This window comes from Nesterenkonia sp. DZ6 (genome assembly GCF_022565835.1).
GTDB lineage: Bacteria > Actinomycetota > Actinomycetes > Actinomycetales > Micrococcaceae > Nesterenkonia.
Genome location: NZ_JAJOYW010000001.1, coordinates 790,220 through 802,337 on the forward strand (window position 1 = coordinate 790,220; position 12,118 = coordinate 802,337).

A 12,118-nucleotide genomic window follows, 5' to 3' on the forward strand; every position below is an offset into this window, starting at 1 on the left:
CCAGCGCCGGAAAAAGTAGGATGGTGCCATGAGCACTGACATTCGAACTGCATCCGGCCATGGCCTCGCCACGGTGACCACCGACGGCACCGTCCTGGACACCTGGTTCCCGCGCCCTGTGATGGCCCCCCTGTCCGAGAACGACGACGCCGAGCTGATCGCCGCCCTGCAGGCCGCGACCGGCGAGGATCCTGACCGCGGGGTCACCACCCAGGTGGTCTCCGTGGAGTCCGCCCTCGACTCCGAGGCGAGCTCCGCCTCCGACGTGTGGCTGCGCCTGCACCTGCTCTCCCACCGGCTGGTCAAACCGCGCACCATCAACCTCGACGGCATCTTCGGTCACCTGAGCAACGTGGTCTGGACCAACTTCGGGCCCTGCGCGGTCGCCGACTTCGAGACCACCCGGCTGAAGCTGCGCTCCCGCGGACACGTCAGCGTGCACTCGATCGACAAGTTCCCCCGCCTGGTGGACTACGTGACCCCCTCCGGTGTGCGCATCGGCGACGCGGACCGGGTGCGCCTGGGCGCGCACCTGGCCGAGGGCACCACCGTGATGCACGAGGGCTTCGTGAACTTCAACGCCGGCACGCTGGGCACCTCCATGGTGGAGGGCCGCATCTCCGCCGGGGTCGTGGTCGGCGACGGCACCGACATCGGCGGCGGCGCGTCCATCATGGGCACCCTCTCCGGGGGCGGCAGGGAGAAGATCACCCTGGGTGAGCGCGTGCTGCTGGGCGCGAACTCCGGTGTGGGCATCTCGGTCGGCGATGACTGCGTCATCGAGGCCGGGCTCTACGTCACCGCCGGCACCAAGATCTCGGTGCTCGCCGATGACCGCACCGTCATGGACACGGTGAAGGCCTCGGCACTCTCAGGCGTGCCGAACCTGCTCTTCCGCCGCGACTCCGTCACCGGCGCGGTCCAGGCAGTGCCTCGCAAGGGCCAGAAGGTCGAGCTCAACGCTGCCCTGCACCGCAACTGAGCCGACACCGGGTCGACGCCGAGTCGACCCAGAGCTGAAAGGTCTGGATGAGTCCCCGCGCTGATCGCCCCATCACCGTCACCCGCACCGTGCACCGACGCCGTCGTCGGGTCAAGGCCGTCGCGGCCATCACCGTGGTCGCGGCCGCCGTCGGCGCGACCGGCTACGGGGCCTGGCAGCTGATCGAGGAGAACGAGTATCTCCTCGATGAACGCTGCTCCGTGACGGTCGGCGAGATGGAGCACCGGCTCACCCCGGCGCAGACCTACTCGGCTGCGCAGCTCGCCGCCGCGGCCGCGGAGCTGGAGCTGCCGGTTCAGGCCGCCACCGACGCGATCGCGATCTCGCTGCAGGAGACGAACCTGGACAACCGGGCAGACCCTGTGGAGGAAGACGCCGAGGAGGCGGAGAACGGCGACGAGGCGGAGGCTGCTGATTCCGAGCAGGGGCAGGCTCCGCCGTCGCCGGTGCTCTTCGCCGACGGCGGCCCGCAGTGGGACGCGGTGAAAGCCACCAGCTCCACCCCGATCACCTCCGAAGACTTCTACGCCCGGCTGATCGACAGCCGCGACGGCGAGGGCGAGGGTGAGGGTGCATGGTCGCCCGACCTGGGACTCGAGGAGGTCGCCGAGGCGCTGGGCCGACCGCAGAACCCGACGTTCTACCCGCAGCACGAGGAGCTGGCCCGGGCCTTCGCCCGACCGCTGACCGGCCTGCAGCCCATGGTGATGACGTGTCAGCTGAGCCAGCTCGACGTCCCCGGTCCGGACGCCGAGGGGCTGCGCGGTGAGCTCCAGGGCTCGCTTTCCGGGATGCTCGGCGCCGAGGCGGCGGCCGTGGAAGGCTCCGGCGAATCAGCCGTGGTGCGGATCTCGGTCAGCGCTGTCGAAGACGAGGCCGGGGCCACCGAAGATGATGCAGACGGCGCTGCCGAGGACCCAGCGACCGAGCACAGCGAGCCGGAATGGCTGGTGGCGCAGTGGGCCGTGGCCTCCGCGGAGACCTACGGGGTCCAGTCGGTGCACGCCGGCGCCTACGAGTGGCACCGCGATTCGGGCCGCTGGGAGCGCGCGGAGACGGTCAGCGAGGACGCCGTGGTCATCGGCTTCTCCCGCCGCTGACCCCTTAACCGCGTTGAGCGGCGGATTCTCCGACCGGTTGAGGCCGAAAAGGCGCTCAGATGGTCGGAGAATCCGCCGCTCGACGACGGGAGGGAGGGTCAGACTCCGGGGTAGTGGCGCTCGGGCTCGCCGATGTAGATCTGGCGGGGCCGTCCGATCTTGGTGGACGGATCCTCGATCATCTCGCGCCACTGGGCGATCCAGCCGGGAAGCCGGCCCAGCGCGAAGAGCACGGTGAACATCTTCTCCGGGAAGCCCATCGCCTTGTAGATCAGGCCGGTGTAGAAGTCCACGTTCGGGTAGAGCTTGCGCTCGATGAAGTAGTCATCCTCCAGCGCCTTCTGCTCCAGGCGCTGGGCGATGTCGAAGAGCTCGTCGTCGCCGCCGAGCTTGGCCAGCAGATCATCGGCGATGCCCTTGACCACGCGGGCGCGCGGGTCGTAGTTCTTGTAGACCCGGTGGCCGAAGCCCATGAGCCGGACGCCGTCTTCCTTGTTCTTGACCTTCTCCATGAAGGCCTCGGGGCTGACGTCGCCGGACTGGATCTGGCGCAGCATGCCCAGCACGGCCTCGTTGGCGCCGCCGTGGGCGGGGCCGTAGAGGGCGTTGATGCCGGCGGAGACCGAGGCGAAGAGGTTCGCCTGCGAGGAGCCGACCAGGCGCACGGTGGAGGTGGAGCAGTTCTGCTCGTGGTCCGCGTGCAGGATCAACAGCGTGTCCAGGGCCTTGACGATGGTGGGGTCCAGCTCGAACTGCTCGGCAGGCACGCCGAAGCAGCCGCGAAGCAGGTTCTCGACCAGGGTCAGGTTGTTGTCCGGGTAGAGCATCGGCTGGCCGATGGACTTCTTGTAGGCGTAGGCCGCGATGGTGGGGACCTTCGCGAGCATCCGGTAGGTGGAGCGCTCCACGTGATCCTTGTTGAAGGGATCCAGCGAGTCCGGGTAATAGGTGGACAGCGCCGAGACCGCGGAGGAGAGCACCGGCATCGGATGCGCGTCACGGGGGAAGCCGCCGAAGAAGTCGCGCAGCTCCTCGTGCAGCAGGGTGTGCCGACGGGTGACGGTGTCGAAATCGGTGAGCTGCTGCTGGGTGGGCAGCTCGCCGTAGATCAGCAGGTAGGAGACCTCGAGGAAGCTGGACTTCTCGGCCAGCTGCTCGATGGGGTAGCCGCGGTAGCGCAGGATCCCTTCATCGCCATCGATGTAGGTGATCGCAGACTGCGCGTTCGCAGTGTTCATGAAGCCGGGGTCATAGGTGACAGCGCCGGTGGTCTTCAGCAGCGGTGCGATACCGAGACCGACATTGCCCTCCACGGACGAATGCACGGGTAGTTCCAGATCTCCCCCCTGATAATTCAGGCGGGCAGAAGACTGCTCAGTCATGGGTCTCCTTATCAGACACACTAGGGGGACATCATGACAAACCTACCGCTTGGTCACGGTCGGTTGCCAGTTGTGTCATGGTTCACGCCTCGGGGTGTGCCTTTCGCGGGCCCGGGCCCGCGAGCCCGGCTCAGCCCGTGAGCCGGTTCGCCGCGGCGGCGATGCGCTCATCCGTGGCTGTCAGCGCCACCCGGATGTACCCGTTGCCCTGTTCGCCGTAGAACACCCCGGGGCCGACGACGATCCCGCGCTGCGCCATCTGATCCACCAGCGCCCAGGTGTGCTCCGCCGTGGCGGCGGAGGGGTCTGACTCCGCCGCGCGGCACCACAGGTACAGACCGGCGACGGATTCTTCGATCTGCAGGCCGGAGGCCTGCAGCGCCGGCACCATCAGCGCACGACGCCGGCGGTAGAGCTCGCGCTGGGCCTGCACGTGGGCGTCGTCGTTCAGCGCCACGGCAAGTGCGGCCTGGATCGGGGCGGGCACGATCATTCCGGCGTGCTTGCGAGTGTTGATCAGCCCACTGATCAGCTCCGGGCAGCCCGCGGCGAAGGCGGCGCGGTAGCCGGCGAGGTTGGACTGCTTCGACGCCGAGTAGACCGCGAGCAGTCCCCGGTGGTCGGCCCTGCCGGTCTCCGGATCGGTCCCGCAGACCCGCGGGTCCAGGACCGAGGGGACGTCGTCGTCCTCGACCTCCCAGGGGAGTTCGGCGTAGCACTCGTCAGAGGCGACCACTGCACCGATGCGGCGGGCGAGCTGGACCACCTCGCGCATCCAGTCGACTCCGGCGACCGCTCCGGTGGGGTTCGAGGGTGAGTTGATCCAGATCAGCTTGACCCGCTGCAGGGTCTCCTCGTCGAGGCTGAGCGGATCATCGGTGGCCAGCGGGGTGGCTCCGGCGATCTGCGCGCCGATGTCATAGGTCGGGTAGGCCACCAGCGGGCGGAGCACGACGTCGGCGGCTCCGGCTCCCGCGCGGGCACCGAGTCCCAGCAGGGTGGGCAGCCAGGCCACGAGCTCCTTGGAGCCCACCGTGGGAAGGATGTTCTCCGGGTCCAGCCCGGTGACCCCCCGGCGGCGCGCGAACCAGCCGGAGATCGCCTCGCGCAGCGCGAACGTGCCATGGGTCGTGGGGTACCCGGGGGCGTCGGCGGCCGCGGTGAGCGCCGCCTGGATCACCGCAGGGGTGGGATCCACGGGGGTGCCGATGGAGAGGTTGACGACTCCCTCGGGGTGCTGCCGCGCCTGTTCCAGGTAGGGAGCCATCGCATCCCAGGGGTACTCAGGAAGGGTGAGCATGGAGGCCTCCGCTGGGGTGAGTGGTCAGGGCTGCTGGGTCACTGCTGCTGCGGGGGCAGGGCCGCGACGATCTCGTGGTCTTTGGGGATCAGCCCGACCTTCGCCGCGCCGCCGGGGGAACCGACCTCGTCGAAGAACTCCACATTGGCGCGGTAGTACTCCGACCACTGCGACGGGGTGTCGTCCTCGTAATAGATGGCCTCCACCGGGCAGACCGGCTCGCAGGCGCCGCAGTCCACGCATTCATCGGGGTGGATGTAAAGCATCCGGTCCCCCTCATAGATGCAGTCCACCGGACATTCATCGATGCAGGCCTTGTCCTTCAGATCCACGCAAGGAAGGGCAATGATGTACGTCATGGACTCCTCTGTCTTTCTACGAGTGCGTAAGTAGAGTCTACCGAGATGCGGCGCGGTCCCGCACAATGATCCACTTGACGAGGACCATGCTGATAAGGGTCACCGCCGCGGTGCCCAGCCACCAGATCACCGAGGCCAGCGTGGGTCCGGGAAGCAGCGCCATGGCCTCGGGGCTGTAGGGCACCACGAGCTGGTCGGGTCCGGGCCAGAGGTAGGCGATCGAGGCCACGGTGAAGGTGGTCACGCCCATCAGCATCGGCTCCAGCAGCGAGCCGCTCTTCAGCCCGGCCCACAGCTGCGCCAGCAGGCACATCAGCAGGGCCAGCGCCGCGCCCCAGGGCAGCACGGTCCCGGTCTCGGTGGGCCCGAGCATCAGGATGTTGCCGTGGAGCACGGTGCCCAGGATCCCGAGGACCACCCCTGCGGAGAAGCAGACGCCCAGCAGCGCTGGTCGCAGCGAGCTTCTCCGCGAGGGTGTCGCGGTGTCCTGCGGTGCGGTCATTACTGTGAAGCGCTCTTCTTCTTGCGTGTGTCACGCATGCGCTCGGAGGAGTTCAAGATGACCTTGCGGATGCGGATCGAATGCGGGGTGACCTCCACGCACTCGTCCTCATTGGCGAACTCGAGGGACTCCTCGAGGGTCAGCTTGGTCGGCGGGGTCAGGCCCTCGAAGGAGTCGGCAGCCGCTGCACGCATGTTGGTGAGCTTCTTCTCCTTCGTGATGTTGACCTCCATGTCGTCGTGGCGAGCGTTCTCGCCGACGACCATGCCCTCGTAGACCTCTTCCTGCGGGTCCACGAAGAAGGTGCCGCGCTCCTGCAGGTTGATCATGGCGAACGGGGTCGCCGTGCCGGTGCGGTCGGAGATCAGCGAACCGGAGGTGCGGTACTCGATCAGGCCCTTCCACGGCTCGTAGCCTGCGGCGTAGGAGGAGGCGATGCCGGCGCCGCGGGTGTCGGTGAGGAACTTGGTGCGGAAGCCGATGAGGCCGCGGGCGGGCACCATGAACTCCATGCGGATCCAGCCGGTGCCGTTGTTGGTCATCGTGGTCATGGTGCCCTTGCGGGACGCCATGAGCTGGGTGATCGCACCCATGAACTCCTCGGGAGAGTCCACGATCATGTTCTCCATGGGCTCGTGGAGCTTGCCGTCGATCTCGCGGGTGACGACCTGGGGCTTGCCCACGGTCAGCTCGAAGCCTTCACGGCGCATCTGCTCGACCAGGATGGCCAGCGCGAGCTCGCCGCGGCCCTGGACCTCCCAGGTGTCGGGGCGCTCGGTGGGGAACACCTTGAGCGAGACGTTGCCGATGAGCTCCTTGTCCAGGCGGTCCTTGACCTGGCGGGCGGTGACCTTCGCGCCCTTGACCCGGCCGGCCATCGGCGAGGTGTTGATGCCGATGGTCATGGAGATCGCGGGGTCGTCCACGGTGATGGTCGGCAGCGGCTTGGGGTTCTCCAGGTCGGTGAGGGTCTCACCGATCATGATGTCGGAGATGCCGGCGACGGCGACGATCTCACCCGGTCCGGCGGACTCGGCGGAGACGCGCTCCAGACCCTTGGTGGCGAGAAGCTCGGTGATCTTCACCGTCTTCATGGTGCCGTCCTTGCGGGCCCAGGCGACCTGCTGGTTCTTCTTCAGCGTGCCGTTGAAGATGCGCAGCAGGGCGAGGCGGCCGAGGAAGGGTGAGGCGTCGAGGTTGGTGACGTGGGCCTGAAGGACCTCTTCGGCGTCGTACTTCGGGGCCGGGACGTGCTCGAGGATGGTGTCGAACAGCGCTTCGAGATCTTCGGCGTCGGGCAGTCCGCCGTCTTCGGGCTGGTTCTTCGAGGCGCGGCCGGCCTTGCCGGAGGCGAAGACCACAGGGACGTCCAGCACGGAGTCCAGGTCCAGGTCGGGGTTCTCCTCGGCGACGTCGGAGGCCAGGCCGAGCAGCAGGTCCATGGTGTCGGAGACGACGCCGTCGATGCGCGCATCGGGGCGGTCGGTCTTGTTGACGACCAGGATCACCGGAAGCTGGGCGTTCAGTGCCTTGCGCAGCACGAAGCGGGTCTGGGGCAGCGGGCCCTCAGAGGCGTCCACCAGGAGCACCACGCCGTCGACCATGGAGAGGCCGCGCTCGACCTCACCGCCGAAGTCGGCGTGACCGGGGGTGTCGATCACGTTGATGGTGACCTTGTCCATGCCGGCGTGCTTGGTGGCGGCCGGGCCGGAATAGAACACGGTGGTGTTCTTGGCCAGGATCGTGATGCCCTTCTCCTTCTCGAGCTCACCGGAGTCCATGACCCGGTCCTCGAGATCGCCGTGGCCACCGACAGACTTGGTCTGGGTGAGCATGGCATCGACCAGAGTGGTCTTGCCGTGGTCGACGTGAGCGACGATGGCGACGTTGCGCAGATCCTGGCGCTCGTCAGTGCCTGCAAGTGTACGAGCGGCAGCAGTGGTCATAAGAGGGGCAACGCCTTCCATAGAGGAGAGTGTGACGTGTCTGGTCGGTCGATGTCATGCCTCGACTCGTCCATGTCACTTCGTGGTTCAACAGTGTGGATTCGGGTGGGTCAGAGCGCACAGCGACACGGCCGTGTCGCGACCACACCTTTCCAGTGTACGGCCTCGAACGGCGAGACCGGCAATGATTGTGGTCACCGGCGCTTGAGCTGAGCCTGGGAGGCCGGCTTCGCGAGGCCTGTGCCGCAGGCGTCACCACGCCTGCGACCCAGGCGCGGGCTAGCCGTGGGAGGGGATGACCTTCTCGTTCTGCTGGGCGTGATGGCAGGCGGTCAGCTGGGTGATCTGACCGCGCGAGATCAGCTCCGGCTCCTGCGTGGCGCAGATCTCGGTGGCCTTCCAGCAGCGGGTGCGGAAGCGGCAGCCCGAGGGCGGGTTCGCCGGGTTCGGAGGGTCGCCCTGGAGCACGATCTGCTCGCGCGCCCCGCGCAGGGTGGGGTCCGGCAGCGGCACCGCGGAGAGCAGCGCCTGGGTGTAGGGGTGTGCCGGACCGGTGTAAATCTCGTCCTGGGTGCCCAGCTCGGCGAGCTTGCCCAGGTACATGACACCGACCCGGTCCGAGATGTGCCGGACGACCGAGAGGTCGTGGGCGATGAAGATGTAGCTGAGCCCGAACTCCTTCTGCAGGTCGTCGAGCAGGTTCATCACCTGCGCCTGGACCGAGACGTCCAGCGCCGAGACGGGCTCGTCGCAGATGATGACATCGGGGTTCAGCGCCAGCCCGCGGGCGATGCCGATCCGCTGGCGCTGACCGCCGGAGAACTGGTGCGGGTACCGGTTGATGTGCTCGGGGTTCAGCCCGACCAGGTCCAGCAGCTCCTTGACCCGATTGCGGATCCCCTGCTTCGGCTTCTCCTCCGGGTGCAGCTTGAACGGCTCGGCGATGATGTCGCCCACGGACATGCGGGGGTTCAGCGAGGTGTAGGGGTCTTGGAAGATGATCTGGATCTTGCGCCGCAGCCGGCGCAGCTCATCGCCCTTGACCGAGAGGAAGTCCTTGCCGCGGAACTTCACGGTGCCGGCGTCGGGCTCCTCCAGGCGCATCAGCAGCTTCGCCAGGGTGGACTTGCCGCAGCCGGACTCTCCCACGATGCCCAGGGTCTCGCCCTCGCGCAGGTTGAAGCTCACCCCGTCCACGGCCTTGACGGCGCCGACCTTGCGCTGGAAGACGATGCCCTGGGTGATCGGGAAGTGCTTGACCAGGCCGTCGACCTCGAGGACCGACGGCTTGTCGGCGAAGGGGTCCGCGGCCGCGGCGGGAACAGACAGGCTCATTCTGGTGCCTCCTCAGAGACGTCGATCATGCCGGCGCCGGTGGGTGACGGGCGCCGTGTGCGGGTGGCGGTGCCGGCGTAGACGTCCTCGGCGTAGTGGCACGCCGAGAGGTGTCCCTCGGCGACCAGCCGCAGTTCCGGACGTTCGGTCCGGCAGCGGTCGGTGGCGAACTCGCAGCGCGGGTTGAACGGGCAGCCCGGCGGCATGTCGGTCAGCGAGGGCGGCAGCCCCGATATCGCGCGCAGGCGTCCGCCCTCGTCGTCGATCCGCGGGATCGAGGCCAGCAGGCCCTGGGTGTAGGGGTGACCGGGCTTGGCGTAGGTCTCGTAGACGTCGGCGGCCTCCATGACGCGTCCCGAGTACATCACCGCGATCTTGTCCGCGACGTCGGCGACCACGCCGAGATCGTGGGTGATCAGGATCAGCCCCATGTTGAACTCGGTCTGCAGGTCCTTGAGCAGCCGCATCACCTGGGCCTGGACGGTCACGTCCAGCGCGGTGGTGGGCTCATCGGCGATCAGCACGTCGGGGTCCAGGGCGATGGCCATGGCGATCATGATCCGCTGGCGCATGCCGCCGGAGAACTGGTGCGGGAAGTCGCCCGCCCGCTCTTCGGCGCCGGGGATCCCGACGCGCTGCATCATCTCCACGGCCTTTGCCCTGGCCTCTTTGCGCTTCATCCCGCGGTGGACGCGGAACATCTCGGCGATCTGCCAGCCGACCGGCAGCACCGGGTTCAGCGAGGACAATGCGTCCTGGAAGATCATCGCGATCTTCCCGCCGCGCAGCTTCCGGCGCGACTCCTCGTTCATGGTGAGCAGGTCATCGCCGCGGTAGCGGATCTCGCCGCCGGCGATCCGCCCCGGGGGCATGTCCAGGATGCCCATGATGGTCTGCGCGGTCACGGACTTGCCCGAGCCGGACTCGCCCAGGATCGCGAGGGTCTCCCCCGCGTGCAGGGTGAAGTTCAGCCCGTTGATGGCCCTGGCGACGCCGGCCTTGGTGCGGAACTCCACCTGGAGGTCCTTGACCTCCAGCAGCGGGGCGTCGCCGGGACTGGTGCCGGGGGTGAACCCGGTCGAGGTCTGGGATTCAGTCATGAGATCCAGCCCTTCACTTCTTGGATTTGGGGTCAAGGGCGTCGCGGATGGCGTCGCCCATGGTCATGAATGCGAACACCGTGAGTCCCACGAAGATCACCGGGAACAGCAGCAGGTGCGGGACGGTCTGCAGGAACGGCTGCGCATCCGAGAGTTGCAGCCCCCAGGAGATGGCTGGCAGCTGCAGGCCCACGCCGAGGAAGGTCAGCGTCGCCTCGGCGCCGATGATGATGCCGGTGAACACCGTGGCGTAGCCGATCACCGGTCCCAGCGAGTTGGGCAGGATGTGCCGGCGCATGATGGTGATCGGTCCGGCGCCCAGGGCGCGGGCGGCCAGCACGAACTCGGAGTTCACCACCGAGATGACCGAGCCGCGCATCAGACGCGTCATGGTCGGCCACATGAAGATGATCAGCACGAAGGCCACTTCGCGCACCCCGCGGGACTCCAGCACGTTGAGGAACACCAGCGCACCCAGAATGTAGGGCACGGCGAAGACCATGTCGGTGATGCGTGAGATCACGGCGTCGACCCAGGAGCCGAAGTATCCGGCGACCAGGCCGAGGACCACGGCGATGATGAAGGTGCCGATGGCGACGATGAATCCGACGGCGATGGAGTTCCGGGCGCCGTGGATGACTCGGCTGTAGTAGTCGCAGCCCTGCACATCGGTGCCGAACCAGTGCTCGGCCGAGGGCGACTGCCGGCTGCGTCCGAGCAGGCACTCGCGCGGATCGGTGTTGGTGAACAGCTGCGGGAAGATCGCCATGCCCAGGAAGAGCACCAGCAGGACCGCGGAGATGATGAACCAGGGGTTCTTCCGCAGCGAGCGCCAGGCATCGGCGAGCAGGCTGGCCTCCTCGACCTTCTTGGTCGATTCTCCGGCGGGTGTGATGGTCGAGTCGATCGGCTCCCCGCGCGCTTCGGGGCGGTGTGTCTCACTCATAACGGATCCTTGGGTCGAGAAGGCCATAGAGGAGATCAACGATCAGGTTGATCACCACGAAGAAGAGCACGAAGAGGGTCACGATGCCGACGACGACGGTGCCCTCCTGCCCCTGGATGGAGTTGAAGACCTGCTGGCCCAGTCCGGGGAGGTTGAAGATCGTCTCCACGATGATGGAGCCGCCGAGCATGCTCGCGAGGTCGGCGCCGATGAAGGTGACGGCGGGGATCAGCGAGTTGCGCAGACCGTGGCGGGTGATCACCCGGGTGCGCTTCATCCCCTTGGCGGTGGCGGTGCGGACATAGTCGGACTTCAGCGAGTCCAGCAGCTCGCTGCGCACCAGCCGGGCCAGGATGCCGGTGGAGACCGCAGCCATGGTCAGGGCGGGAAGGATGTAGCTGGTGATGCCGTTGTTGATCCCGGCGATGGGGAACCAGCCCAGGTTGAGTCCGAAGATCAGCTGGAGCAGGAAGCCGATCACCAGGGTGGGCAGCGCCACCATGGCCACGGTGGAGACCTGGACGAAGCGGTCGAAGAAGCGGTCGCGGTACAGGGCGGCGAGGATGCCGGCGATGACGCCCATGATGGTCTGGATCACGAGGGTCACCAGGGCCAGCGTCGCGGTGACCGGCAGGCGCTGTTCGATGATGTCGGTGACCGGGCGGCCGTTGAAGGTCGAACCGAAGTCCAGGGCGGTGACGATGCCCCAGATGTATTTGAAGTACTGGACCAGGAACGGGTCATCCAGGTTGTACTGCTCGCGCAGGGTCTCCCTGACGGCGTCGCTCATCGGCCGGTCCCCGGCGAGGGCTCGGATGGGGTCACCGGGAATGGCGAAGACCAGTGCATAGACGATCAGCGTGGAGATCAGGATGACCGGGATGAACTGGAGCAGACGCCGAATGATATAGCGGGTCATTGCTGTCCTTGTGGGTGCGGGTGGTGGCGCGGGTGCGCCGAGCATCTGTCTCGTCAGAGAGGTCTTCTCTGTGTCGAGGGCGACGCCGCGATCAATGATAGGGACTTGGACCCGGTTTTCCGGAATCCTTGCGCGTCGACATGCCAGAGGCGGGGGGGGGGGGGGGGGGGGGGGGCCGCGCGCCGAGAAAGGGTTTTGTTTAGAAAAGAGGGCCACCAAACACCCA

General features: G+C 67.3%; 11 protein-coding genes. 2 read left to right on the forward strand and 9 right to left on the reverse strand.

The annotated features are described in order from the left end of the window. Positions 1-28: 28 nt before the first annotated feature. Complete coding sequence (dapD, locus tag LTH93_RS03590) at positions 29-982, forward strand: 2,3,4,5-tetrahydropyridine-2,6-dicarboxylate N-succinyltransferase (RefSeq protein ID WP_241464020.1); 954 nt, start codon at positions 29-31, stop codon at positions 980-982. A gap of 47 nt (positions 983-1,029) precedes the next feature. Then, positions 1,030-2,103 carry a hypothetical protein gene (locus LTH93_RS03595; protein ID WP_241470102.1) on the forward strand — a complete coding sequence of 358 codons (1,074 nt, stop codon included), beginning with the start codon at positions 1,030-1,032 and terminating at the stop codon, positions 2,101-2,103. A 98-nt stretch (positions 2,104-2,201) separates the two neighbouring features. On the opposite strand, the gene LTH93_RS03600 is transcribed toward LTH93_RS03595, so the two are convergent. The 9 genes from LTH93_RS03600 to LTH93_RS03640 form a co-directional block, all read right to left on the reverse strand. Beyond that, positions 2,202-3,485 (reverse strand): citrate synthase, encoded by a 1,284-nt coding sequence (locus LTH93_RS03600; RefSeq protein ID WP_241464017.1) that lies wholly within the window; start codon positions 3,483-3,485, stop codon positions 2,202-2,204. 130 nt (positions 3,486-3,615) lie between these two features. Beyond that, entirely contained in the window at positions 3,616-4,785 is a 1,170-nt protein-coding gene (gene dapC / locus LTH93_RS03605) for a succinyldiaminopimelate transaminase (protein WP_241470103.1), read from the reverse strand. 38 nt (positions 4,786-4,823) lie between these two features. After that, a complete protein-coding gene (gene fdxA / locus LTH93_RS03610; RefSeq protein ID WP_036474056.1) occupies positions 4,824-5,144 on the reverse strand; it encodes a ferredoxin in 321 nt (106 codons plus the stop codon). A 37-nt stretch (positions 5,145-5,181) separates the two neighbouring features. After that, a complete protein-coding gene (locus LTH93_RS03615; RefSeq protein WP_241464015.1) occupies positions 5,182-5,646 on the reverse strand; it encodes a hypothetical protein in 465 nt (154 codons plus the stop codon). Then, positions 5,646-7,592, reverse strand: coding sequence for a translational GTPase TypA (gene typA, locus LTH93_RS03620; RefSeq protein ID WP_241464014.1), 1,947 nt, complete (start codon positions 7,590-7,592; stop codon positions 5,646-5,648). Before typA ends, LTH93_RS03615 begins: the two co-directional genes overlap by 1 nt. Positions 7,593-7,871: 279 nt before the next feature. Beyond that, positions 7,872-8,927: an ABC transporter ATP-binding protein gene (locus tag LTH93_RS03625; protein WP_241464013.1), complete on the reverse strand. Its 1,056-nt coding sequence runs from the start codon at positions 8,925-8,927 to the stop codon at positions 7,872-7,874. Further along, the gene (locus LTH93_RS03630) at positions 8,924-10,027 is read right to left on the reverse strand and encodes an ABC transporter ATP-binding protein (protein ID WP_241464012.1); all 1,104 of its coding nucleotides are present in this window, start codon (positions 10,025-10,027) and stop codon (positions 8,924-8,926) included. The genes LTH93_RS03625 and LTH93_RS03630 overlap by 4 nt, the downstream gene beginning before the upstream one ends. A gap of 13 nt (positions 10,028-10,040) precedes the next feature. Then, on the reverse strand, positions 10,041-10,973 hold the full coding sequence (locus LTH93_RS03635; protein WP_241464011.1) for an ABC transporter permease: 933 nt from the start codon (positions 10,971-10,973) through the stop codon (positions 10,041-10,043). Continuing rightward, positions 10,966-11,892, reverse strand: a complete 927-nt coding sequence (locus LTH93_RS03640) for an ABC transporter permease (RefSeq protein ID WP_241470104.1) — start codon at positions 11,890-11,892, stop codon at positions 10,966-10,968. The genes LTH93_RS03635 and LTH93_RS03640 overlap by 8 nt, the downstream gene beginning before the upstream one ends. Positions 11,893-12,118 lie beyond the last annotated feature (226 nt).